Annotated in this window: 22 protein-coding genes; 10 read left to right on the top strand and 12 right to left on the bottom strand. The window is 75.3% G+C overall.

What is annotated here, in order from left to right; all coding sequences use genetic code 11:
* Positions 1 to 1,558 (top strand): ATP-binding protein (locus tag ACI78Q_RS01415; RefSeq protein WP_456921523.1); only part of this gene is annotated, 1,558 nt, incomplete at its 5' end.
* A gap of 79 nt (positions 1,559 to 1,637) precedes the next feature.
* On the opposite strand, the gene ACI78Q_RS01420 is transcribed toward ACI78Q_RS01415, so the two are convergent.
* The 6 genes from ACI78Q_RS01420 to ACI78Q_RS01445 all read right to left on the bottom strand — a co-directional run bounded on the left by ACI78Q_RS01420 (position 1,638) and on the right by ACI78Q_RS01445 (position 10,442).
* Positions 1,638 to 3,323, bottom strand: coding sequence for a DNA repair helicase XPB (locus ACI78Q_RS01420; protein ID WP_456921525.1), 1,686 nt, complete (start codon positions 3,321 to 3,323; stop codon positions 1,638 to 1,640).
* 110 nt (positions 3,324 to 3,433) lie between these two features.
* Positions 3,434 to 4,669, bottom strand: a complete 1,236-nt coding sequence (locus tag ACI78Q_RS01425; protein WP_456921526.1) for an FAD-dependent monooxygenase — start codon at positions 4,667 to 4,669, stop codon at positions 3,434 to 3,436.
* The gene (locus tag ACI78Q_RS01430) at positions 4,666 to 5,523 is read right to left on the bottom strand and encodes a fumarylacetoacetate hydrolase family protein (RefSeq protein WP_456921527.1); all 858 of its coding nucleotides are present in this window, start codon (positions 5,521 to 5,523) and stop codon (positions 4,666 to 4,668) included. The genes ACI78Q_RS01425 and ACI78Q_RS01430 overlap by 4 nt, the downstream gene beginning before the upstream one ends.
* Complete coding sequence (locus tag ACI78Q_RS01435; protein WP_456921528.1) at positions 5,520 to 6,665, bottom strand: cupin domain-containing protein; 1,146 nt, start codon at positions 6,663 to 6,665, stop codon at positions 5,520 to 5,522. Before ACI78Q_RS01435 ends, ACI78Q_RS01430 begins: the two co-directional genes overlap by 4 nt.
* A gap of 178 nt (positions 6,666 to 6,843) precedes the next feature.
* The gene (locus ACI78Q_RS01440) at positions 6,844 to 8,130 is read right to left on the bottom strand and encodes a class I SAM-dependent methyltransferase (RefSeq protein ID WP_456921529.1); all 1,287 of its coding nucleotides are present in this window, start codon (positions 8,128 to 8,130) and stop codon (positions 6,844 to 6,846) included.
* Positions 8,131 to 8,183: 53 nt separating this feature from the next.
* Positions 8,184 to 10,442, bottom strand: coding sequence for a helicase-associated domain-containing protein (locus tag ACI78Q_RS01445; RefSeq protein WP_456921530.1), 2,259 nt, complete (start codon positions 10,440 to 10,442; stop codon positions 8,184 to 8,186).
* A 70-nt stretch (positions 10,443 to 10,512) separates the two neighbouring features.
* Between ACI78Q_RS01445 and ACI78Q_RS01450 the strand changes: the two genes are divergently transcribed.
* The 3 genes from ACI78Q_RS01450 to ACI78Q_RS01460 all read left to right on the top strand — a co-directional run bounded on the left by ACI78Q_RS01450 (position 10,513) and on the right by ACI78Q_RS01460 (position 13,025).
* Positions 10,513 to 11,040 (top strand): hypothetical protein, encoded by a 528-nt coding sequence (locus tag ACI78Q_RS01450; protein WP_456921531.1) that lies wholly within the window; start codon positions 10,513 to 10,515, stop codon positions 11,038 to 11,040.
* A 111-nt stretch (positions 11,041 to 11,151) separates the two neighbouring features.
* Positions 11,152 to 11,367: a hypothetical protein gene (locus ACI78Q_RS01455; protein WP_456921532.1), complete on the top strand. Its 216-nt coding sequence runs from the start codon at positions 11,152 to 11,154 to the stop codon at positions 11,365 to 11,367.
* A gap of 2 nt (positions 11,368 to 11,369) precedes the next feature.
* Positions 11,370 to 13,025 (top strand): AMP-binding protein, encoded by a 1,656-nt coding sequence (locus ACI78Q_RS01460; RefSeq protein ID WP_456921533.1) that lies wholly within the window; start codon positions 11,370 to 11,372, stop codon positions 13,023 to 13,025.
* A gap of 24 nt (positions 13,026 to 13,049) precedes the next feature.
* Here the strand turns inward: ACI78Q_RS01460 and ACI78Q_RS01465 are convergent, their stop codons facing one another.
* Positions 13,050 to 13,817, bottom strand: coding sequence for an endonuclease/exonuclease/phosphatase family protein (locus ACI78Q_RS01465; protein ID WP_456921534.1), 768 nt, complete (start codon positions 13,815 to 13,817; stop codon positions 13,050 to 13,052).
* A 74-nt stretch (positions 13,818 to 13,891) separates the two neighbouring features.
* Between ACI78Q_RS01465 and ACI78Q_RS01470 the strand changes: the two genes are divergently transcribed.
* Entirely contained in the window at positions 13,892 to 14,461 is a 570-nt protein-coding gene (locus tag ACI78Q_RS01470; protein WP_456921535.1) for a hypothetical protein, read from the top strand.
* Here the strand turns inward: ACI78Q_RS01470 and ACI78Q_RS01475 are convergent.
* Positions 14,448 to 14,768: a DUF202 domain-containing protein gene (locus ACI78Q_RS01475; protein WP_456921536.1), complete on the bottom strand. Its 321-nt coding sequence runs from the start codon at positions 14,766 to 14,768 to the stop codon at positions 14,448 to 14,450. The two genes, ACI78Q_RS01470 and ACI78Q_RS01475, sit on opposite strands and share 14 nt — an antisense overlap.
* Positions 14,765 to 15,124, bottom strand: coding sequence for a YidH family protein (locus ACI78Q_RS01480; protein ID WP_456921537.1), 360 nt, complete (start codon positions 15,122 to 15,124; stop codon positions 14,765 to 14,767). The genes ACI78Q_RS01475 and ACI78Q_RS01480 overlap by 4 nt, the downstream gene beginning before the upstream one ends.
* Positions 15,125 to 15,262: 138 nt before the next feature.
* Here ACI78Q_RS01480 and ACI78Q_RS01485 point away from each other — a divergent pair, with 138 nt between their 5' ends.
* The gene (locus ACI78Q_RS01485) at positions 15,263 to 15,658 is read left to right on the top strand and encodes a cold-shock protein (protein ID WP_456921538.1); all 396 of its coding nucleotides are present in this window, start codon (positions 15,263 to 15,265) and stop codon (positions 15,656 to 15,658) included.
* 95 nt (positions 15,659 to 15,753) lie between these two features.
* On the opposite strand, the gene ACI78Q_RS01490 is transcribed toward ACI78Q_RS01485, so the two are convergent.
* Both ACI78Q_RS01490 and ACI78Q_RS01495 read right to left on the bottom strand, forming a co-directional pair.
* Positions 15,754 to 16,224, bottom strand: a complete 471-nt coding sequence (locus ACI78Q_RS01490) for a DUF2771 family protein (RefSeq protein WP_456921539.1) — start codon at positions 16,222 to 16,224, stop codon at positions 15,754 to 15,756.
* On the bottom strand, positions 16,221 to 17,786 hold the full coding sequence (locus tag ACI78Q_RS01495; RefSeq protein ID WP_456921540.1) for an MFS transporter: 1,566 nt from the start codon (positions 17,784 to 17,786) through the stop codon (positions 16,221 to 16,223). The genes ACI78Q_RS01490 and ACI78Q_RS01495 overlap by 4 nt, the downstream gene beginning before the upstream one ends.
* A gap of 91 nt (positions 17,787 to 17,877) precedes the next feature.
* Here ACI78Q_RS01495 and ACI78Q_RS01500 point away from each other — a divergent pair, with 91 nt between their 5' ends.
* A complete protein-coding gene (locus tag ACI78Q_RS01500) occupies positions 17,878 to 18,663 on the top strand; it encodes a DUF3027 domain-containing protein (protein ID WP_456921541.1) in 786 nt (261 codons plus the stop codon).
* A 156-nt stretch (positions 18,664 to 18,819) separates the two neighbouring features.
* Here ACI78Q_RS01500 and ACI78Q_RS01505 read toward each other — a convergent pair whose 3' ends face one another.
* Entirely contained in the window at positions 18,820 to 19,047 is a 228-nt protein-coding gene (locus ACI78Q_RS01505) for a DUF2530 domain-containing protein (protein ID WP_456921542.1), read from the bottom strand.
* A 154-nt stretch (positions 19,048 to 19,201) separates the two neighbouring features.
* On the opposite strand from ACI78Q_RS01505, the gene ACI78Q_RS01510 reads away from it, so the two are divergent.
* From ACI78Q_RS01510 to ACI78Q_RS01520, 3 genes are read left to right on the top strand one after another with little or no spacing between them, the layout of a single operon-like run.
* Complete coding sequence (locus ACI78Q_RS01510; protein ID WP_456921543.1) at positions 19,202 to 20,713, top strand: NCS2 family permease; 1,512 nt, start codon at positions 19,202 to 19,204, stop codon at positions 20,711 to 20,713.
* Between the two features lie 33 nt (positions 20,714 to 20,746).
* A complete protein-coding gene (locus ACI78Q_RS01515) occupies positions 20,747 to 21,181 on the top strand; it encodes a MarR family winged helix-turn-helix transcriptional regulator (protein ID WP_456921544.1) in 435 nt (144 codons plus the stop codon).
* Positions 21,178 to 22,539, top strand: a complete 1,362-nt coding sequence (locus ACI78Q_RS01520; RefSeq protein ID WP_456921545.1) for an MFS transporter — start codon at positions 21,178 to 21,180, stop codon at positions 22,537 to 22,539. The genes ACI78Q_RS01515 and ACI78Q_RS01520 overlap by 4 nt, the downstream gene beginning before the upstream one ends.
* Positions 22,540 to 22,611: the final 72 nt, after the last annotated feature.

Consider the following 22,611-nt stretch of genomic DNA (forward strand, 5'->3'; position numbering starts at 1 on the left):
CGCCCGACGGGACCCCCGGTTGGCCCTGGGGGGGCGGGCGGCACCGGCGGGGCCCGACCGGCACCGCACGCTGCGCGCGACGATGGCGTGGAGCGCGGACCTGCTCGACCCGCCCGAGCGGGTGCTGTGGCGGCGCGCCGCGGTCTTCGCCGCGGGGTTCGACCTGGCCGCGGCCGAGGCGGTGTGCGCGGACGGCGACCTCCGGCGGGACGACGTCCTCGACGGCCTCACGCGGCTGGTGGAGGCGTCGCTGCTCGTCGTCGACCGGACCGGCGCGGGAACGACGTTCCGCATGCTGGAGACGGTCCGGGCGTTCGGCCGCGAGCTGCTCGACGCCTCGGGGGAGTGCGACGCGGTGCGCCGGCGGCACCGGGACCGGTACGCCGAGGTGGTGGCCGGGGCGGCCGCGGAGTTCCTCGGGCCCGGTCAGGTGGCCGCGTTCGACCGGCTGGCCGCCGTCCACCCGGAGCTCGCGACCGCGCTGGAGCACTGCCTGCGGACGCCCGGTGAGGCGCCGGCGGGCCTGGCCGTCGCCGCCGACGCCTGGCTGTACTGGGCCGCCCGCGGCCGCCTCGGCGAGGGCCGGCACTGGCTGGACCTGCTGCTGCGCGCGGTGCCCGCAGCCGGTCCGGAGCGGGCGCGGGGGCTGGTGGTGGCCGGCTACCTGGCGCTCGTCGCGACCGACCCGGAGGCCGCCGTCCCCCTGCTGGAGGAGGGCCGGTGCACCGCGGCCGCGCCGGAGGTGGTCGCGCTGGCCACCCAGTACCTCGGCCAGGCGGCGCTGTTCCGCGGGGACCTGCCGGCCGCCGACCGCCTGCTGCGGGAGGCGGCCGCGGCCGGCGGGCAGACCGCGCCCTTCTGCTGGGCCGACGTCGGGGTCGTGGCCCTCCTCGCCGATGACCTCGCCGCCGCCGACACGGCGTTCGCGACGAGCCTGGCGGCCGCGGCCGACCCGTGGACCCGCTCGCACGCGCTGTGGGGCCGCGGCCTGGGCCGGCTGGCCGCGGGGGACCCTGCCGCGGCCGCCCGGCTGGAGCAGGAGGCCCTGCGGCTCATGCGGGAGGTGGACGACCGCAGCGGCATCGCGCTGTGCGTGGCCGCGCTCGGCTGGGCCGCGGCCGCGGGCGGGGACGCCGACGCCGCCGCCCGGCTGGCCGGTGCGGCGGACGCGGTGTGGCGGTCGATCCCGGCGCGGCTGCCCGCGCCGCTGACCGCGGTGGACGACCGCTGGAGGCGGGCCGCCCGGCGCGCCCTCGGGGAGCGGCGGTGGGCCGCGGGGTACGCCGACGGCAGCGCCCTGGACCGGGCGGGCGCGGTCGCGCTGGCCCTCGGCGAGACGCCGGTGACGGAGCCGGCCGGACCGTCGCCGTCCGGCCCGCTCACCCGGCGCCAGCTGGAGGTCGCCGGGCTGGTGGCGCAGGGGCTCACCGACCGCGAGATCGCCGCCCGGCTGGTCATCTCCCCGCGGACGGCGGAGTCCCACGTCGAGCAGATCCTGACCCGGCTGGGCTTCCGCTCACGCGCCGAGATCGCCGCCTGGGCGGTGACCCGGGCCTGAGCGGAGTGCCACGGGCCTGGATGGCCCTGTCCCGAGGCTCGCCGCGAGCTCGCGAGCGGTGAGGAGGACGGGTCCTCTCTCAGTCGGCCGGCTCGTCGACCCAGTCGGGGCCGTTGACCTCGCCCGGGCCGGCCAGGTCGTCGGCGTCGACGATCGTGTAGGCGTAGCCCTGCTCGGCGAGGAACCGCTGCCGGTGCGCGGCGTACTCGGCGTCCAGGGTGTCGCGGCTGACCACGGTGTAGAAGTGTGCCTGCCGGCCGTCGGCCTTGGGGCGCAGCACCCGGCCGAGCCGCTGGGCCTCCTCCTGCCGTGAGCCGAACGTGCCCGACACCTGGACGGCGACGGCCGCCTCGGGCAGGTCGATGGAGAAGTTGGCCACCTTGGAGACCACCAGGGTGCGGATCTCCCCGGCGCGGAAGGCGTCGAAGAGCTTCTCCCGCTCCCGGTTGGTGGTCGAGCCCTGGATGACGGGTGCGTCGAGGGCCTGGCCGAGCTCCTCGAGTTGGTCGAGGTAGGCGCCGATGACGAGCTTCTGCTCCTCGGGGTGGCGCTCCAGCACCCGCCGGATCACCGGCAGCTTCGACGTCGCCGTCGCGGCGATCCGGTAGCGCTCCTCGGGCTCGGCGACCGCGTAGGTCATCCGCTCCTCGTCGTCGAGCGACACCCGGACCTCGATGCACTCGGCCGGCGCGATGTAGCCCTGCGCCTCGATGTCGCGCCACGGGGCGTCGTAGCGCTTCGGGCCGATCAGGGAGAAGACGTCGTCCTCCCGGCCGTCCTCGCGCACGAGCGTGGCGGTCAGGCCCAGCCGGCGGCGGGACTGCAGGTCGGCGGTGAGCCGGAAGATCGGCGCGGGCAGCAGGTGCACCTCGTCGTAGACGATCAGGCCCCAGTCCTGCGCGTCGAAGAGGTCCAGGTGCCGGTACTCGCCCTTCCGGCGGGTGGTGATCACCTGGTAGGTCGCGATGGTGACCGGGCGGATCTCCTTGCGCTCCCCGGAGTACTCGCCGATCTCGTCCTCGGTGAGCGTGGTGCGCGCGATCAGCTCCCGCTTCCACTGCCGCCCGGCGACGGTGTTGGTCACCAGGATCAGCGTGGTCGCCTTGGCCTCGGCCATCGCCGCGGCGCCGACCAGCGTCTTGCCCGCGCCACACGGCAGGACGACGACGCCCGAGCCGCCGGCCCAGAAGCCGTCCACGGCCTCCTGCTGGTAGTCGCGCAGGTGCCAGCCGCTCTGGTCCAGGTCGATCGGGTGGGCCTGGCCGTCGACGTAGCCGGCGAGGTCCTCGGCCGGCCAGCCGACCTTGAGCAGCGCCTGCTTGAGCCGCCCGCGCTCCGACGGGTGGACGACGACGGTGTCGGCGTCGATCCGCGGGCCGAGCATCGGGGCCACCCGCTTGGACCGGACGACCTCCTCGAGGACGGCGCGGTCGGAGCTGGTGAGGACCAGCCCGTGCACCGGGTTGTTGGCCAGCGTCAGCCGGCCGAAGCGGTCCATGGTGTCGGCGACGTCGACCAGCAGCGCGTGCGGCACCGGGTAACGCGAGTAGCGCACGAGGGCGTCGACCACCTGCTCGGCGTCGTGCCCCGCGGCGCGGGCGTTCCACAGCGCGAGCGGGGTGACCCGGTAGGTGTGCACGTGCTCGGGGGAGCGCTCCAGCTCCGCGAACGGGGCGATCGCCGCCCGGCAGTCGCGGGCGAGCGGGTGGTCGACCTCGAGCAGCAGGGTCTTGTCCGACTGGACGATGAGGGGTCCGTCGTTCACGGGCACCTTCCGGCAGCAGGCGTCCTGCCGACGGGCGCGGCCAGCAGGGGTAGGCGGTCGCTCCGACCACCGCACCGAAGGTAACCGCACCCGCCGACGAGACCTTCCCGTCAGCCGCCGACCGGCTGCTCCAGCGGCTGGGGGGTGAACATCGGCGGCTCCTGGTCCGGCGTCAGGGCGGTCGGCCCGTACAGCCAGTCCACGAACGAGTAGTCGTGCACGTCGCGGTGCCGCAGGAGCTCGTTGCGGGCCAGCCGCGGGCCGTCGGTGAGGTGCCACAGCTCACCCCACGCGCGGGCCGTGGTGAGCACCCGCCGGCAGTGCTCGGGCCGCACCGCGTCGTAGGCGGCCAGCGCGGCGTCCCAGTCGAGTGCGCCCGCGGCCAGCTGCGCGCCGACGTGCTCGGACAGCACCCACGCGTCCTCGATCGCCATGACCGCGCCCTGCGCCAGGTACTGCAGCGGCGGGTGGGCGGCGTCCCCGATCAGCGCCAGCCGCCCCTGGACCCAGTGCGGGATCGGCTCCCGGTCGAACATCCGCCACCAGCGGTCGCGCCACATCAGCGGCAGGCCCGCCCGGACCTGCTCGCAGGTGTCGGCGAAGGCCGCGTCGAGCTCGTCCGGCGTGCCCCAGTCCTCGCGGCCGGCGAGGGCCTTCGGCGAGCGGAACACCGCCACCTGGTTGAACATCTCGCCCTGCCGCAGCGGGTACTGCACGAAGTGGCAGTGCGGCCCCACGTACACCACGACGTCGGACATCGAGACGTCCATCTGCGCGACCTGCTCGGCGGGGATCGCCCCGCGGTAGGCCACGTAGGCGGAGCTGACCGGCTGGTCGTCGCTGATCATCCGCCGGGCGACGGAGTACAGGCCGTCGGCGGCGAGCACGACCGGCGCGGTCTCGCGCCTGCCCTCGGAGAGCACCGTCACGCCGCCGTCCACGTGCTCGTAGCCGGTGACCTGCACGTCGGTGACCAGGTCGACGCCGGCGTCGCGGCAGGCGCGCAGCAGCGTGCCGTGCAGGTCGCTGCGGTGGATCACCACGTACGGCGACCCGTACCGCTGCCGGGCGTCGGCGAGGTCGAGGCGGGTGAGCACGGTGCCGTCGACGGCGTCCTTCATGACGAGGTTCTCCGGCTGCACGCCGAGGCGCAGCACCTCGTCGAGCAGGCCCCAGGAGTCGAGGATCCGGGTGCAGTTCGGCGCGATCTGCAGGCCGGCGCCGACCTCGCCGAACTCGGCGGCGCGCTCCAGGACGCGCACCCGCAGCCCCTTCCGGGTCAGCGCGAGGGCGTTGGCCAGCCCGCCGATGCCCCCGCCGACGACGAGGACGTCGACGTCGCTCACGACGAGGCCTCCGCGGCCACCAGGTCGTCGACCACGGGGTTCTCGCAGCGGCCGAGGCCGGCGATCTCGGTGGTCACGACCTGGCCGGACCGCAGGTAGCGGGCCGGCTTGCGGGCGTGGCCGACGCCGCCGGGGGTGCCGGTGGCGATCACGTCGCCCGGGCGCAGCGTGATGATGGTGGAGACGTACTCGACCAGGGCGACGGGGTCGAACAGCAGGTCACCGGTGGTGTCCTTCTGCACGGTCTCGCCGTCGATCCTCGTGCTGATCTCCAGCGTGGGCCGGACGCCGCCGGGCAGCTCGTCGGGGGTGACCAGGTACGGGCCCAGCGGGGTGGTCGCCTCCCAGTTCTTGCCCTGCAGCCACTCGCGGGTGCGGAACTGCCAGTCGCGGCAGGTGATGTCGTTGAGCACCGCGAACCCGGCGATCGCCTGCTCCGCCTCGACGCCCCGCGCCCGGCGGACCGGCGCGCCGATGACGACGGCCAGCTCGCACTCCCAGTCGAACTCGTCGGTCTCCGGGGGCTTGACGATGTCGTCGTTGGCGCCGACGAGGGTGTCGGCGAACTTGGAGAACAGCGTCGGGTGCTCCGGGAGGTCCCGCCCCATCTCCAGGATGTGGTTGCGGTAGTTGAGGCCGACGCAGACGACCTTGCCCGGCCGGGGGACGACGGGGGCGTAGGCGGCGCCCCGCACCTCGGCGACCCGCTCGGTGGCCGCCGCCGCCCGCTCCTCCCACCCGGGGGTGGCGAGGAACTCGCCGAGGTCGGCGGCGCCGAGGTCGACGAGGTGGTCCTCGTCCACGCGGACGGCGCGGGTGCGGCCCTCCAGGGTGCGGATGGTGGCCAGCTTCATCGGTCGGTTCCTCCCACGGAGACGCGGTCCAGGTGCAGTGCCTCGAAGATCGGGCCGTCGCTGAACCGGAACAGGTCCAGCGCGCCGGAGTCGGAGTCCGACGCCGAGGCCTCCGAGCGCACCGACAGCGGCTCCCAGGAGGGGACGACGAACAGGTCACCGCGCTCGACCCGCCAGGAGACCTCCCCGACGGTGACCGTGCCGGTGCCGTCGAAGACCTGGTAGACCGACGACCCGGCCTCGCGCCGCGGCGCGGTCTCGGACCCGCTGCGCACGCGGTGCACCTCGGCGCGGATGGTGGGCAGGACGTCGCCGCCGGTGGTCGGGTTGGTGAAGCGGACCGCGGCGTGGCCGGGCTCGACGACCCCCGGGTGACCCTCGGCCTCGAGCTCGAGCTGGTCGGTCAGCGCGGCGTCGGTGTCGACCCAGCGGTAGTTCAGCAGCGGCGTGCCGGCGGTCGCGCCGGGTGCGGACACCGGACGCAGGCCGGGGTGCCCCCACAGCCGCTGCGAGCGGGACCGCTCGGGGGTGGTGCGCTCGGCGTCGCTGATCTGCTCGCGGCCGAACTCGAAGAACTGCGACTCGGTGGCGTACTGGAACGGGATGTCCAGGCCGTCGATCCAGGCCATCGGCTTCTGCGCGGCGTTGTGGTGGGCGTGCCAGTTCCACCCGGCCTGCGGGAGGAAGTCGCCGCGGTTCATCGGGACCGGGTCGCGGCCGACGACGGTCCACACGCCCTCGCCCTCGACGACGAAGCGGAAGGCGTGCTGGGTGTGCCGGTGCTCGGGGGCGTCCTCACCCGGCATCAGGTACTGGATCGCCGCCCACAGGGTCGGGGTGGCGTAGGGCTTGCCGCCGAGGGAGGGGTTGGCCAGCGCGATCGCCCGGCGCTCCCCGCCGCGCCCGACCGGCACGAGGTGCCCGGCCTGGTCGGCCAGCCGAACCAGGTTCTGCCAACGCCACACGTGCGGGACCGCCTTGGACCGCGGGTGGGCCGGCATGAGTTCGCCGATCTCGGTCCACAGCGGCACCAGCAGCTCCTGCTCGAAGCCCCGGTACAGCTCCTCGAGCGCGGGCGTGGGGGTCGGCTGGCCGGGCGCGTCGACCGCGGTCAGCGAGACCGGGGAGGCGAGTTGGGTCATGGCGGGCATCCCTCCGATGCGGCGTTCTCCGGTGGACAGGGGCGTCGACCCTGGTCCGGTGGCCGTCCGCGGCGGCGGGGCAGCGCCGCGGCACGGACGGGCCATCACGGTCGAGGGTGCGCGCGTGCTCCGTACCCCGCCCGCACATTCTGGACCGCAGAACGCGCGGCGCCGAGGGTCAGCGCCAGTCACGCAGGCGCAGCGGTGCCTCGTCGCCGCCCGGACGCCGCACCAGCACCTGGTTGACGCCCATGACGCCCCGCTCGAAGGCCAGCGCACTGGCCGCCATGTACAGCCGCCAGACCCGGACGCGGCCCTCCGAGCTGAGCGCGACGGTGGCGTCCCAGTGCTTCTCCAGCCGCTCCACCCAGGCGCGCAGCGTCAGCGCGTAGTGCCGCCGCAGGGCCTCGACGTCGAGCACCTCCAGGCCGCCGGCCTCCAGGGCGGAGACGGTGCCGGCCAGGCTGAGCAGCTCCCCGTCGGGGAAGACGAACCGGGTGATGAAGGTGTCGGGGTCCCAGGCGGCGGTCGCCGCGTCGTTCCAGGCGATGGCGTGGTTGAGCAGCCGGCCGCCCGGGCGCAGCAGGTCGCGCAGGGTCGAGGCGTACCGCGCCATCTCGGCCGCGCCGACGTGCTCGGCCATGCCGATCGAGCTGATCGCGTCGAACGGCCCGTCCGGGACGTCGCGGTAGTCCTGCACCCGGATCTCGACCCGGTCGGCCAGCCCCGCCTCGACCACCCGCGCCCGGGCGAGCTCCGCCTGCGCCCGCGAGAGGGTGACGCCGACGACGGTGACCCCGTACTGCCCGGCGGCGTGCAGCGCGAGGCTGCCCCAGCCGCAGCCGACGTCGAGCAGCCGGGTCCCGGGGGTCAGGCCGAGCTTGCGGCAGACCAGGTCCAGCTTGGCCTCCTGCGCGGCGTCCAGCCCGGTGGCGGGGGACTCCCAGACGGCGCAGGAGTAGACCATCGTCGGGCCCAGGACCAGCCGGTAGAAGTCGTTGCTGACGTCGTAGTGGTGGGCGATCGCGGCGGCGTCCCGGGCGCGGGAGTGCCGCCGTCCGAACCGGCGCAGCCGCACCTCCTCCGGCGGGGGCGCGGGCGCCGGGCCCAGGGCGCCGAGCCGGGCGGCCGTGCCGAGCAGGTCGAGCCGCTCGCGCAGGGTGGGGGCGACGGTGGCGTGGCCGGCCGCCAGCCGCCCCGCCGACGTCAGCGCCTCCAGGGTGGCGAAGACGTCGCCCTCCACGTCGAGGTCGCCGGCGACGTAGGCGCGCCCCAGGCCGAGCTCGCCGGGTGCCCAGGCCAGCCGCCGCAGCGCGCGCGGCGACCGGACGGCGACCACCGGCGCCCCCTCGGGCCCGGCGACCGAGCCGTCCCAGGCGCGCAGCCGCACGGGCACCTCCTCGACGCCCAGGACCCTCTCCAGGGCCGTGACCAGGGCTGCGGCGGTGCTCTCCTCGCTCCCCATGGGGAGGCAGGGTGGCCGCCGCCCGCGAGCTGATCAAGCGGTTGCCGCGCACGTCACGAGGACGCGGCCGGCTCCTCGTCCTCGACCAGCGCCACGGAGGTGATCCGGTGGACGGCGAACGTGCGGCTCTCGCCGCGCCGCTCGTCGTACCCCTGGAGGAAGCCCCCGGCCAGGGACACCGGCTGGACGACGCGCTGGCTGCCGCTGCCCTGCGCGTCGACGTACCCCAGCCACACGGGCACCCCCTCGCGGACCGCGCGGGACAGCAGTTCCAGCGTGCCCGCGGTGGTCACGCCGGGCACCTGGCGCACCGCCTCGCCGCGCCGGGCGGCCAGTGCGGCGTCCCCGGCGCGGATCTCCCGCACCGTGGCGGCGACCTCGTCGCCGGTGAGCGGTCGGGGCGCGGCGGCGGTCGCGGCCCCGGGGCGGCGGCCGGCGGCGCGCGGGCGGGCCGGGGGCCGGGTGAGGACGGCGCCGCCCGGCGACTCCCCGGCAGGGGCGTAGCCGGCCTCGCGCAGCACGGTGAGCACCTCGTCGGCGCCCAGCCCGCTCACCAGCACGCCGGGTGCCAGGCGGCGCAGCTCGGCGCCGGCCGTCCGCCGGTCGTTGAGCACCTGGGAGAGCAGCCCGTGGTCGTCGGAGCGCACGTAGCTCTCGATGGCGCCCACGCGCAGCCGGCCGTGCTGGCGGGCCACGTCGTCGACCAGGTAGTCCAGCGCCTGCGGCACCGGGGTGCGGGAGGCGCGGCCGAAGAACTCGTGCAGGTCGGTGGCCGACCAGCCGGCGTCGAGGGCCCGGCGGACGCTGGCCTCCGACACCCGGAACACCGTCGCCCCGCCGGAGGACTCGACGTCGGCGACGACGGCGAGGGTGTCGGCGAGCTCGGCGACCAGGGGCCCCGGCGCGACCAGCGAGAGGTCGGGCTGGGCGAGCACGTGGTCGACCGGCTCGGGCAGCAGGCCCCGCATGCCGTCGGCCGCGCCGTCCTCGCCGGAGGTCAGCAGGCCGCGCCCGCCGGTGGACAGCACCCCGCCCATCAGCACCCCGAGCCGGGTGGCCTCGGCCAGCAGGTCGGGGACCGGGGCGAGCCGGTCGGCCCGCCGCGGGGTGCGCCAGCGCAGCAGGGCGACCAGGTCGTCGGGGGCCACGCCGCTGCCGCGCGGGTACTCGGCCAGGGCCGTGAGCGCCGAGCGCCGGATCGCCGGTGCGGTGTGCCGCACCAGGTCGGGGGAGAGCGCGTTGACCGCCTTGCCGTTCAGGTCGCGCTGCCCGGCCAGCGAGGGCAGCCGGACGGCGTCCAGCCAGCCGCCGGCCAGGGTGGCCCACCGGTCGGGGAGGTCCTGCTCACGCCACACGTCGTAGGCGCGGGTGGGCAGCCACTCGTCGCGGTGCGGCCCGCCGACGTCGAGCAGGCCCGCCACGTGCGCCAGTTCCAGCAGCCACCCGGCCTCGGGTTCGGAGACGTGCAGGGCCCGCGCCAGCCGCTTCTGGTCCCGGACGGCGACCCCGCCGCTGCGCAGCAGCCCCGCGGGCTCCTCCTCCAGCAGGGCGAGCAGCTCGCCGACCCGGCCCACCGTCTCCATGGCCGCCCCGGCCGCCTGCCGGTCCACCACCGCCGGGTCCCGGGTGACGCGGGCCGGCTCGGGGCGCACCCGCGGGGCGCCGTAGGGGCGGTCGCCGCGCAGCAGCAGCCCGATCTCCCGCGGCAGCTCGACGTTGAGCGCGTCGATCCGGGCCAGCAGGCCCTGCTGCACCAGCCGGCGGGCCGGGGAGACGCCGTTGCCGGTGGTGTCGGGCAGGTGGCCGACCGGCCGGTCGCCGGCCAGCCGCTCCAGGACCCCGCGCTCGTCGGTGCCCAGCTCGCCGATCGCCCGCGGCAGGTCCGACGGCAGCGCCAGCCGCAGCTCGGTCGCCCGCCGGCCCAGCCCGGCGGGGTACCGCACCGCCCGGCGCACCGGGTCCGGCGCGTGCAGGACGTCGTCGCCCCACAGCAGCGCCCGCGTCGCCAGCCGCTCCAGCGCGGCGGTGAGCACGTCGTCGGGCACCTCGGGCAGCGCGGCGGGCAGGTCCGCGGCGTCCACCCCGTCGGTGCCGGCCAGCAGGACCACGTCGAGCACCTGCAGCGTCGCGGCGTCGAGCTCGTCGAGCGCGCGGTCGACCGACACCGGGACCGCCAGCCGGCTGGCCAGGGCCACGACGTCGGACGGCGCCGGGCGGGCCACGTCGGGACGGGCGGCCAGCAACGCGCCGAGCTGCTCGTCGCTGCGGGTGCGCAGCCAGGCGGCCAGCGTGGCCGGGCGGTCGGCAGACATCCGGTCAAAGTTACGTCGCCCGCGCCACCCGGTGCCGCCGTGTCCCCAGGTCCTGGGCCAGCATGACCGCGTGCACCCGGCCGCCGACGACCCGCAGACCAGCAGCGCGCTGACCGGCTACCAGGCCGGGGCGCTGCGCTGGCTGGTCGGCGGCGCGATCGCCGTCGTCCTCGGGGTCCTGCTGGGCGCCGCGGCGGTCACCATCGCCCGCGACCGCGGCCAGGGGATCCCCGGCCTGGGCCTGGTCGTGGTGGTGCTGGTCATCTCGGGCACCGTCGCCGCCGTCGCCGGTGCCGGGGCGCTGGTGCGGCACCGCCGCTGGCGGCGGGCGCTGCAGACGGTGCGGTGGCAGACCGGGGTGCTGCGCATCGCCGGCCCCGCGGTGCTGGCGTTCGAGCCGGAGGGTTACGACGAGACCGACCCGCTCGCCGAGCCGGTGCGGCTGCGCCTGGAGAGCACGAACGTCTTCCGCACGCGGGCGGTCCAGCACCTGCACGACGCGGTGGTGCGGGCCGCGCCCGTGGGTGCCCGGGAGTGGGTGATCACCGCCGACGGGGTGCCCACGGTGTACGGCGCCCGGGCGGTCCGGCGCCGCTGAGCCACCCACCCGTGGCGTAGTGCGTGCGTTCTGGGTACCGCGTCCGAGAAGATGTCCAGCGACGCGGCACCGCGTGGTGTCCGCAGACACGGCAACGGAGGCAACGGCGACATGGCCAAGCGGAAGACCAAGCACGCGCACCTGGTGGAGCCCACCTGGGGCCGGTCCGACGACGGCGGTCCCCCGCTGACCGAGTTCACCGCCGAGCCGGCCGGCCCGCTCAACCCCTTCGGCGAGGACCACCAGTTCCCGCTGCCGCTCAGCCGCCTCCGGTACGCGCACCCCACCGACAAGCCCAACCGGGCCGGCGTCATGGCGGGCGAGTAGGCATGACCACTCCCGCGCTGCCGTCCTACAGCAGTGGCACCTCCACCGTCCCCCTCCTCGGGGACACGATCGGGGCGAACCTGGACCGGACGGCGGCGCGGGTGGGCGACCACGAGGCGCTCGTCGAGTGCGCCACCGGCCGCCGGTACAGCTATCCGCAGTTCGTCGCGGAGGTCGACGCGGTCGCCCTCGGCCTGGACGCCCTCGGCGTGGCCAAGGGGGACCGCGTCGGCATCTGGGCGCCGAACTGCGCGGAGTGGGCGTTCGTCCAGTTCGCCACCGCCAAGCTCGGCGCGATCCTGGTCAACATCAACCCGGCCTACCGCACCCACGAGCTGGCCTACGTGCTGAAGCAGGCCGGCATCTCGGTGCTGGTCAGCGCGCCGGAGTTCAAGAGCAGCGACTACCGGGCCATGGTGGGCGAGGTCCGCGACCAGTGCCCCGACCTGCGCGAGGTGCTGTTCCTCGGCTCGCCGGAGTGGGAGCAGCTGGTGGCCACCGGCCGGGCCGGGGACCGCGGCCTGCTCGCCGAGCGCGAGACCCAGCTGTCGGCCGACGACCCGATCAACATCCAGTACACCTCCGGGACGACGGGCTTCCCCAAGGGCGCCACGCTCACCCACCACAACCTGCTCAACAACGGGTTCTTCGTGGGTGAGGGCTGCGGCTACACCGAGGCCGACCGGATCTGCATCCCGGTGCCCTACTACCACTGCTTCGGCATGGGCATGGGCAACCTCGCGGCCACCTCCCACGGCGCGACGATGGTCATCCCGGCACCCGGCTTCGACCCGGCACTGACGCTGAAGGCGGTGCAGGAGGAGCGCTGCACCTCGCTGTACGGCGTCCCCACGATGTTCATCGCGGAACTGGCGCTGCCCGACTTCGGCACCTACGACCTCTCGTCGCTGCGGACCGGCATCATGGCCGGCTCCCCGTGCCCGGTCGAGGTGATGAAGCGGGTGGTCGCCGAGATGGGCATGACCGAGGTCACCATCTGCTACGGCATGACCGAGACCTCACCGGTCTCCACCCAGACCGGCGCCGACGACGACCTCGACCGGCGCACCTCCACCGTCGGCCGGGTGCACCCGCACCTCGAGGTGAAGGTGATCGACCCCGAGACCGGGCTCACCGTGCCCCGCGGGACGCCGGGGGAGTTCTGCACCCGCGGCTACTCGGTGATGCTCGGGTACTGGGAGCAGCCGGAGAAGACCGCCGAGGTCATCGACGCCGCCCGCTGGATGCACACCGGCGACCTCGCCGTCATGGACGCCGAGGGCTACCTCAACATCGTCGGCCGGATCAAGGACATGGTGATCCGCGGCGGCGAGAACGTGTACCCGCGGGAGGTCGAGGAGTTCCTCTTCACCCACCCGGACATCATCGAGGCCCAGGTCATCGGCGTCCCCGACGAGCGGTTCGGCGAGGAGCTCATGGCGTGGGTGCGGCTGCGGGCCGGTGCCGAGCCGCTGACCGCCGACGCCCTGCGCGAGTTCTGCACCGGCAAGCTCGCCCACTACAAGATCCCCCGCTACGTGAAGATCGTCGACGCCTTCCCGATGACGGTCACCGGCAAGGTGCGCAAGGTCGAGATGCGCGAGGTCTCGGTCGAGGAGCTGGGCCTGCAGGCGGCCGCCGCCGTCCGCAACGCCTGAGGCGCCGTCCGGCCCCGGTCGGCCTCAGGGGTGGCCGGTGGGGACGACGAGCGCGCGGTGGTCCGACAGCGGCAGCCGCACCGACTCCGCCGGCCCGGTCGCGGCGATCGGACCGCGGGCGAGCACGTGGTCCAGCTGCCGGGTCGGGGTGTCCACCGGGAAGGTGGCGGCCCGGCCCAGCGGTCGCAGGCCGCTCACCCGCACCGCCTGGGGTGCCTGCATGTTCAGGTCCCCCATGAGGATGAGCGGCTCACGGGTGCCGGTGAGCGAGCGCACCAGCTTCGACAGCTGCAGCGCACCCCAGCCGGGGACGAACGACAGGTGCGTGTTGCAGACGGTGAACTGCCCGTGCGGCCCGTCCAGGACGGCGGCGACGGCGACCCGTGGCTCGTCGCCGACCATCGTCGGGCGGGGCGCGCCGCGGAACCACACCGGCACCCGGCTGCGCAGGGCCGGCAGCCGCACCACCCGCCAGGACACGACGGGGTAGCGCGACAGCAGCGCGATGCCGTAGGTGGCCGACCCGGGCTGCTCGTCGCCGGTGGCGGCCATCCAGGTGCCCCCCGGCGTGCCGTGCAGCGCCGCCACGAACTGGGAGTCCACGGCGCCCATCGCCTCGGCGGCGACCGCGGTCAGGTCCGCGCCCATGGACCGCGGCTGGTCGCGGTCGACCTCCTGCAGGCCGAGGACGTCGGCGTCGAGGGTCTTCACCGCCGCGGCGAGGCGCTCGACGTCGACGCGGTCGTCGGCGGGGGAGCGGCCGTGGAGGATGTTGAACGTCGCGATCCGCACGCACTCCCAGTGCCCCGACCGGCGGCGTCCACACCGCCACGTTCCGACATCGCAACGCCGGGTAGCAGTTCCGCGTGCTGCCAGACGACCGGGACGAGATCCGTGACCTCCTCAAGCGCACCGCCGTCGCGCTCAAGCAGGGTGATGTGCCCTTCGCGCTGTGCGGGGGCTACGCCGCGTGGGTCCGCGGCGCACCGGAACCCGACCACGACGCGGACTTCCTCGTCCCGGCCGCGGAGTCCGAGCGGGCGGCGAAGGTGCTGGCCGAGGCCGGCCTGGAGGTCGTCGACCCGGCGGAGGACTGGCTGACCAAGGTCGTCCAGGGCAACTCGTTCGTCGACGTGCTGTGGCGCACCTGCGGCAGCCCGGTGGAGATGGACCTCATCGACCGTGCCGAGGAGCTGCCGGTGCTCTCGGTGCACATGCCGGTGCTGGAGGCCACCGACATCGTCGTCACCAAGCTGATGGCCCTCGACGAGCACTACTGCGACTACTCGCGGCTGCTGCCCGTGGCCCGCGCACTGCGCGAGCAGGTCGACTGGGCGCGGGTCCGCCGGGACGTCGCGAGCAACGACTTCGCGGCGGTGTTCCTCGTCCTGCTCGACCGGCTGGGGGTCGTGGAGGGGGTCCTCAGCGAGGGCTGAGCACCGCGACGAGCGCCGCCAGGGCCACGAGGACGACGACGGCGGTGACCAGCGCCGCCATCCCCGGCACGGCCACACCACGGTGGCGGTCGAGGGCCCGGCGTGTCTGGCGGGCGCGCAGCGGAGCCAGACCGCCGAGCACACCGAGGCCCAGCAGTGCGACGCCTCCGGACAGGGCGAGCCGACCCGGCGCCGCGGCCTCGGCCGACGAGTGCGCGAGCAGACCGGCCATGGCGAGCACGCCCAGGCCGGTGCGCCGCCACGCGAGGTCGGTGCGCTCGGGCTGTGTCTCCCGGAGCGGGCTCACCGGCCGACCACCTGGACGCCGACGAGCACCGCCACCACGACGAGGACGGCGGCCACCGCCGCGACCAGCGTGGGCAGGACCCAGCTGGACGGGAGCGGGCGGTCCGCGGCGATCGCCTGCTCGTTGCACCGCCAGCGCCGGTACCCGCCGAGCGCGGCGCCCAGGCCGGTCAGCACGAGGGCCACCGCGACCGCCGCGCTGCCCCAGCGCACGCCCAGGTCGGGGGCGAACTGGGCCACCGCCACCCCACCGGCGACCAGGGCCAACCCCGTCCGCAGCCAGGCGAGCAGGGTCCGCTCGTTGGCCAGCGTGAACCGGTAGTCCGGGTGGCCGGCGGGCTCGTCGGCGGTCGGCACCCGGTCAGGCTAGGGCGAGAGCGGAAAGGGCGCGGAGTCCCGGGACGGGGGCGGCTAACCTGGCAGGCGGCGGCCCCGTGCCGCGACCGTCCGCCCGGCCCGGTGCCGGGACCGTCCGCGACCGACTGAGGGATCAACGTGCCCACCGGCAGAGTCAAGTGGTTCAACCCGGAGAAGGGTTTCGGCTTCCTCTCTCGCGAGGACGGTCCCGACGTCTTCGTGCACAAGGACGCCCTGCCGGCCGGCACCAGCGAGCTCAAGCCCGGCCAGCGGGTGGAGTTCGGCATCGTCGCCGGCCGCCGCGGGGACCAGGCGCTGCAGGTGCGGGTGCTCGACCCGCTGCCCTCGGTCGCGGCGGCGCACGCCGAGCGGACGCGCAAGAAGCCCGACGAGCTGGTCCCGATCATCGAGGACCTCATCAAGCTGCTCGACGACGTCTCCAACGGCCTGCGCCGCGGCCGCCACCCCGACAAGGCGGTGGCCCGCAAGGTCGCCTCGGTGCTCCGCGCGGTCGCGACCGACCTGGAGCACTGAAGAAGGACCCCGTCCTCCTCACCGCTCGCAGGCTCGCGGCGAGCCTCTGGACGGGGCCGTTCCAGCACGTCACCCAGAGGGGCCGTTCCAGTACGTCACCCGGCGGGCGTCGCCGTCCCGCCGGTGGCGCCTCCGGCGCGCAGGAAGCCGACCGGCCACGCCCCGCTGAAGCCGTCGCAGTCCTCGTCGGGGTCCTCGACGACGACGAGGTAGAACGCCGGCGGGACGACGTCGGAGCTGTTGATCTCGTCGAACACCGTCGCGGCGCCCTCGACGTCGACCTCTCCGAGCTGCTCCTCCAGCTTCTCGTCGAAGACCTGCACGCTCCACCCCTGCTCGGCGACCGACTCGGGCACGGTGAGCCGGATCGTCGTGTCGGGGGAGACCTCGAGGATAGGCGGGGTGGTCGAGTAGCGCTGCCCCTGGCCGTCCAGACACGCCTGGGTCGGCGAGACGCTGACCTCCTGCGCGCCCGCCACGACCTCGACGTCCTCGGGACCGGAGGGCTCCGAGCCGCAGCCGGCCAGCAGCAGGACGCCGACGGCCAGCCCCGCCACCGGCCTCACTGCTGCCACTCCGGGGCCGGCTCGGCGGTGCCCGGCGACCACGCCTCCGGGGCGGCCGCGGTGCGGCGGCGCGGCCCCCACAGGACCAGCCCGACGGCGAGCACGAGCAGCGCGGCGGCCACGGTGAACCCGAGCCAGCCGGTGGGCGGCAGGGCGATGCCGAGAGCGCCGCCGACCACCCAGGACAGCTGCAGCATCGTCTCCGAGCGGGCGAAGGCCGAGGCGCGCAGGCTCTCGGGCACCTCCCGCTGGATGATCGCGTCGAGGGCCACCTTGCCCAGCGCGTTGGCCACGGCCGCCACGCCGGCGACGACGGCGGCCATCGTCAGGCTGTAGAAGACCGCGGCCAGCACGGTGATCGCGGCCGCGGTGCCGGCCGACCAGAGCACGATCGGGTCCGGGCTCACCCGGTGCAGCCGGGAGCCGACCGCCGTCCCGAGCACGCTGCCCACACCGGCGGCGCCGGCGATCGCGCCGAGGGCGAGGGTGGCCTGCCAGCCGTCGTCCACCGTGGCCTGCACCAGGAACGCGGAGAAGATGGTCAGGAAGCCGCCGAGCCCGCGCAGCGCGGCGTTGGCCCGCAGCGCCACGACCACGTGCGGGCTGACCGGACGCCGCCGCCGTCCGCCGGTCACCGGCTGCGGGGCGGTGGTGAGCACGTCGGCGGGCAGCTCCCCGGTCGGGACGTCGACGTGGTGCGGCAGCCGCACCGCGGCCACCGCGCCGGCCACGAACACCGCCGCGGTCGCGTACAGCAGCCACTCGAAGCCCAGCGCCCAGGCCAGCCCCGCCCCGATGCCGCCGAACGCACCGGCGGTGAGCAGCCCGAACACCGACGTCCGGGCGTTGGCCGAGGTCAGCGACATCGCACTCGGCAGCACCCGGGGGACCACCGCCGCACGCAGCACGTTGTGCGCCTTCGACAGCACCAGGACGCCGAGGGCGGCCGGGTAGAGGACGAAGTCGTCGAAGTGGGCGGCCATCACCAGCGCGAGCACGGCCCGGCCGAGCAGGCTCGCCGCCATCGCCCAGCGACGGCCGCGCTGGAGCCGGTCCAGCAGCGGCCCGATCACCGGGGCGACGACGGCGAACGGCGCCATCGTCACCAGCAGGTAGAGCGCCACGTTGCCGCGCTGGGCGTCGGTGGTCGCGGCGAAGAACAGCGTGCCGGCCAGCGAGACGGCGATCATCGCGTCGCCGGCCATGTGGAGGGCGTTGACCCACAGCAGGTGCGTCAGCCCGCTCTCGCCCGCGCCGTCGGCCCGGCTGGCCGCGCGGACCCGGCGCACCGCCGCGCCGGTCAGCTGCCGCGACCGCGCCGCGGCCACGCGGGTGACGGTCAGCTTGCGCGGCGGCAGCGGCGCGGTCGGCGGCGGGGCGGGCGGCCCCGGCGGCAGCGCGGGAGGCGGCGCACCGGCCCCCCCCGCCTGTGCCTCGGGCAGCGGCCGGGTGGCCGGCCGGGGGACGTCGATGGGGGTGGTGTCCATCCGCTCCGCGGCCGGTGGCAGCGGACGCCCGCGCAGGACGCCGCGCCGGGGCGCGGGTGGGCGGGGGCTGGGCACCCGCCCATCGTGCCGCACCCGTCTGAACAGGCGGTCGGCGAACCGCCCCCGTGCCGACGGCGGGAGCGCCCCCGTCAGGGACAATGGGGGCGTGACCGACTTCTCCGACCCCGCCCCGACGGGGAACGACGTGCTGTCCGCGGCGGTCGAGCAGGCCCGGGCGGCGGCGGTCGAGACCGCCGGCTCGCCGGACGTCGTCGGTGAGCACCTGGGCGCGACCCCCGAGGTGGGCGGAGCCCCTGAGCTCGGCGACGTGGTCACCCACTCCTTCGCCAGCCGGCTGCCGGGCTACGCGGGGTGGCACTGGGCGGTGACGCTGGCCCGGGTGCCGGGGGAGGACGCCGTCACCGTCGACGAGGTCGTGCTGCTGCCGGGGGAGCAGGCCCTGCTGGCCCCGGCCTGGGTGCCGTGGCACGAGCGGCTGCGGCCGGGTGACCTGTCGGTCGGCGACGTCCTGCCCGCGACGGAGGACGACCCCCGCCTGGTCCCGGCCTACGCGGTCGACGACGACTCCGCCGACGACCCGGAGGGCTCGGTGGTCGCCGCGGAGATCGGGCTCGGCCGGGAGCGGGTCATGTCCCGCGACGGGCGCAACGAGGCGGCCGCCCGGTGGAGCGCGGGGGAGTTCGGCCCGGGCTCGGCGATGGCCCGGCACGCACCCGGGCCGTGCGGCACGTGCGGCTTCTTCCTGCCGCTGGCCGGCTCGCTGCGGCACGGCTACGGCGCCTGCGGCAACGTCTACGCCCCGGCCGACGGGCGCGTCGTGGCGGTCGACTACGGGTGCGGCGCGCACAGCCAGGCCACGCTGGTCGCCGACGAGGCCGCCGAGGTGGTCACCTCGGCGCGCTACGACACCGGCGCCTTCGACGTCCTCTGACGTCGCGCCCCTCCGGGCCGCACGGGCTCGGCCGCTCCTGCGGTGTCCTGACCGGTCCGGCGGCGGTGCAGCACCGCAGCCGCGGGCGGAACACCGCAGGAGGGGTGAGACCGGCCGCGGGCGGGGTACCCGTCCCGGCGGCAGACCGCGAGGCGCTCAGTCCCGGCGGCGGTCCCCGAGCTGGCCCTGCCAGCGCATGATGCCGAGCCCGGCGGCGGCCAGGGCGATGCCGGCGACGCAGGTCCAGGTCCAGACCCGGTCGACGCGGTCGCCGAGCAGCAGGAGCACGAGGAGGGCGACCACCCACACCGCCGTCACGGCCAGCACCACGCGGACGGTGTCCACCCGCAGCGGGGGCGGGGCCTGCTTCGTCGGACCGGGCACCCCCCGACCCTAGGCGCTGCGCCCGACCTGCCTGCACAGCGCCGTCATCCGCGTGTGGCACTCTGTCGCCGCTCGTCCGCAGACCTCACCGGCCGGCCGGCGCGCGCTTCCCCCGCCGCTCGCCCGCCCGTCCACCCGTCCGGGAGTCGTTTCCATGGTTGAGAAGACCGGTCCGTCCACGGGCCGCATCGCCTCCGGTGACACACCGGCCGACGTCGCCGCCGGGGTGCGCACGCCACGCCGGACCGACGGCCCGCGCGTGAAGCCGAGGAACGGCCTGGACCGCTACTTCGAGATCAGCGCCCGCCGCTCGACGGTCGCCCGCGAGCTGCGCGGTGGCCTGACCACCTTCTTCACGATGGCCTACATCGTGATCCTGAACCCGATCATCCTGTCGGGCACGGACGTCACCGGCGGCACGCTGCCGTTCGCCTCCATCGCCGCGGTGACCGCGCTCATCGCCGGCGTCATGACGATCCTCATGGGCGTCGTCGGCCGGTACCCGTTCGCGGTGGCCGCCGGGCTGGGCATCAACGCGATCGTCGCGGTCTTCGCCGCCACCCAGCTGTCCTGGCCGGAGATCATGGGCCTGGTCGTGCTGGAGGGTCTGCTGATCACCGTGCTGGTGCTCACCGGCTTCCGCCGCGCGGTCTTCGAGGCCATCCCGCCGCAGCTGAAGACGGCGATCGCGGTGGGCATCGGCTTCTTCCTCACGATCATCGGCCTGGCCGACGCCGGCGTCGTCCGCCCGGGCTCGCCGCTGATCAGCTTCGGCGTCAACGGTCAGCTGGCCGGGTGGCCGCTGCTGGTGTTCGTCGTGGGCCTGCTGCTGACCGCGGTGCTCGTCGTCCGCCGGGTCAAGGGCGCCCTGCTCATCGGCATCGTCGTCTCGACCGTGCTGGCGATCGTCATCGAGGCCGTCGCCGAGATCGGTCCGCGCGTCGGTGAGGAGAACCCGCACGGCTGGGCGCTGCAGGTGCCCACGCTGCCCGAGGACGTCGTCGGCACGCCGGACCTCTCGCTGCTCGGCAACTTCTCGCTGTTCGGCGGCTTCGAGCGGATCGGCGTCGTCGCCGCCCTGCTCATCGTCTTCTCGATCATGATCGCCGACTTCTTCGACACCGTCGGCACGGTGACCGCCGTCGGCGCCGAGGGCGACCTGCTCGACGAGGACCGCAACCTGCCGAAGTCGCAGCCGGTCCTGCTGGTCGACTCGCTGGCCGCGGCCGCCGGTGGCGCGGGCAGCGTCTCCTCCAACACCACCTACGTCGAGAGCACCGCCGGTGTGGCCGACGGCGCCCGCACCGGCCTGGCCAGCGTCGCGACCGGCGTGCTGTTCCTCCTGGCGATGCTGTTCACGCCGCTGGTGCAGGTCGTGCCGTCGGAGGCCGCGGCGCCGGCGCTGGTCATCGTGGGCGCGCTGATGATCAGCCAGATCCGCAACCTCGAGTGGGACGACATGTCCCTGGTCATCCCGGCGTTCCTGACCATCGCGCTCATGCCGTTCACCTACTCGATCACCAACGGCATCGGCGCGGGCGTCATCAGTTACGTGTTGCTGCGCTCGGTCGTCGGACGGCGCCGCGAGGTGCACCCGCTCATGTGGGTCATCGCCGTCCTGTTCCTCGTCTACTTCGCCCTGGAGCCGCTGCAGCAGCTGTTCTGAGCCGCCCGAGAGACCGTTAGCTAGGCTGAGGAAGTGAGCCGGACGACGCTGGAGACCGCGGCGCTGGCCCACGACCTCCGCCTCGCGGTGATGCGGTTCTCGCGGCGGCTGCGCAGCCAGCGGGTCGACCAGTCGGTCACGCTCACCCACCTCGCGGCGCTGTCCACGCTCCAGCAGCACGGGGCGATGAGCCCGGGGGAGCTGGCGGCGCACGAGCGGGTGCAGCCGCCGTCGATGACCCGCGTCGTGGTCGCCCTCGAGGGGATGGGCCTGGTCACCCGGAGCCCGCACCCCACCGACGGCCGGCAGGTGGTCATCGACCTCACCCCCGCCGCCGAGGAGTTGCTCGCCGTCGAGGCGCGCGCCCGCGAGGCGTGGCTGTCCGGGCGGCTGCAGGAGCTGACCGCCGAGGAGCGCGCGGTCCTGCGCGAGGCGGCGGCGATCATGGGCAAGCTGGCGAGTGGGTGAGCGCTCGCACCGACAGCACGGGCATGTTCCGGTCGTTGCGCGTCCGCAACTACCGGATCTACGCCTCCGCCAACCTGCTCAGCCTCACCGGCACGTGGATGCAGCGGATCGGCCAGGACTGGCTGGTCCTGCAGCTCTCCGGTGACAGCGGCATCGCGCTGGGGCTGATCACCGCCCTGCAGTTCGGGCCCACCCTGCTGCTGAGCATGTACGGCGGGGTGCTGGCCGACCGCTACGCCAAGCGCCGCGTGCTCGTGGTCACCCAGGCGCTGATGGGCCTGCTCGCCCTCGTCCTGGGGCTGCTGGTCGCCGCCGACGGCATCGAGCTGTGGCACGTGTTCGTCCTCGCCGGGGCGCTGGGGGCGGTGTCGGCCATCGACGCACCGGTGCGGCAGGCCTTCGTGTCGGAGATGGTGGGGCCCGAGCTGCTGACCAACGCGGTCAGCCTCAACTCCACGATCTTCAACGGGGCGCGGCTGGTGGGCCCGTCGATCGCCGGCCTGCTCATCGGCGCCGCCTCGGGGGACACCGCGCCGGCCTTCTTCGTCAACGCCGCCAGCTTCGCCTTCACCATCGGCGCGCTGCTGAGCATGCGGCCCGGCGAGCTGCACCCGAGCCCCCGGCTGCCCCGGGCGAAGGGGCAGCTGCGCGAGGGGCTGGTCTACGCCTGGGCCCACCCGGACCTGCGGCTGGCCATGGGGCTGGCCTTCGTGCTGGGCACCTTCGCCTTCAACTACCAGGTGACGATCGCGCTGATGGCCCGCGAGGTGTTCGACCTGGGCGCCGAGGCGTTCGGGCTGCTGTCGACCTGCTTCGCCGTCGGCTCGCTGTCGGGCGCGCTGCTGTCCACCCGCCGCAGCACCCGCCCGCGGCAGCGCTTCCTCGTCGTCTCCGCCGCCGTCTTCGGCCTGCTGACGATCGCCTGCGGGCTGGTGCCCGGCTACTGGGCGTTCGCGGTGCTGCTGGTGCCCACCGGCGCGGCCGGGCTGGTGTTCAGCGTCGCCAACAACAGCTTCGTGCAGCTCGGCGCCGACCCGCAGATGCGCGGGCGGGTGATGGCGCTGTACTTCATGTGCTTCATGGGCGGCACCCCGCTGGGGGCGCCGACGATCGGCTGGATCTCCGAGCACCTCGGGGCGCCGTGGGGGCTGATCATCGGCGGTGCGGTCGCCGTCCTCGCCGGGTGCGTGGGTGCGGCGTGGCTGGCCCGGGGGCGCCGGGTCCGGCTGGAGGCCTCCCTCGCGCCGCCGCGGCTGCAGCTGCACGTGGGCCCGCGCGCGGTGCCGGCGCCCCCGGTGCGCGCCGCGGCGGCGGCCGCGCCGCAGGCACCCGGCCAGCGGGCGGCCAGCGGCGGGTGAGCGCGCGGCTGCCGGTGGACGCCGCCCCAACGTACCGTGACGCAGGTCCCCGTCGAGTCGTCCGCGGAGGCG

It is taken from the genome of Geodermatophilus sp. SYSU D00705 (assembly GCF_054050135.1).

Excerpts from the sequence above, each read along its gene's own strand:
- ACI78Q_RS01455 (WP_456921532.1), top strand. The coding sequence starts at position 11,152 with ATGGCCAAGCGGAAGACCAAGCACGCGCACCTGGTGGAGCCCACCTGG.
- ACI78Q_RS01440 (WP_456921529.1), bottom strand. The coding sequence starts at position 8,130 with ATGGGGAGCGAGGAGAGCACCGCCGCAGCCCTGGTCACGGCCCTGGAG.
- ACI78Q_RS01435 (WP_456921528.1), bottom strand. The coding sequence starts at position 6,665 with ATGACCCAACTCGCCTCCCCGGTCTCGCTGACCGCGGTCGACGCGCCC.
- ACI78Q_RS01430 (WP_456921527.1), bottom strand. The coding sequence starts at position 5,523 with ATGAAGCTGGCCACCATCCGCACCCTGGAGGGCCGCACCCGCGCCGTC.
- ACI78Q_RS01460 (WP_456921533.1), top strand. The coding sequence starts at position 11,370 with ATGACCACTCCCGCGCTGCCGTCCTACAGCAGTGGCACCTCCACCGTC.
- ACI78Q_RS01510 (WP_456921543.1), top strand. The coding sequence starts at position 19,202 with ATGGTTGAGAAGACCGGTCCGTCCACGGGCCGCATCGCCTCCGGTGAC.
- ACI78Q_RS01445 (WP_456921530.1), bottom strand. The coding sequence starts at position 10,442 with ATGTCTGCCGACCGCCCGGCCACGCTGGCCGCCTGGCTGCGCACCCGC.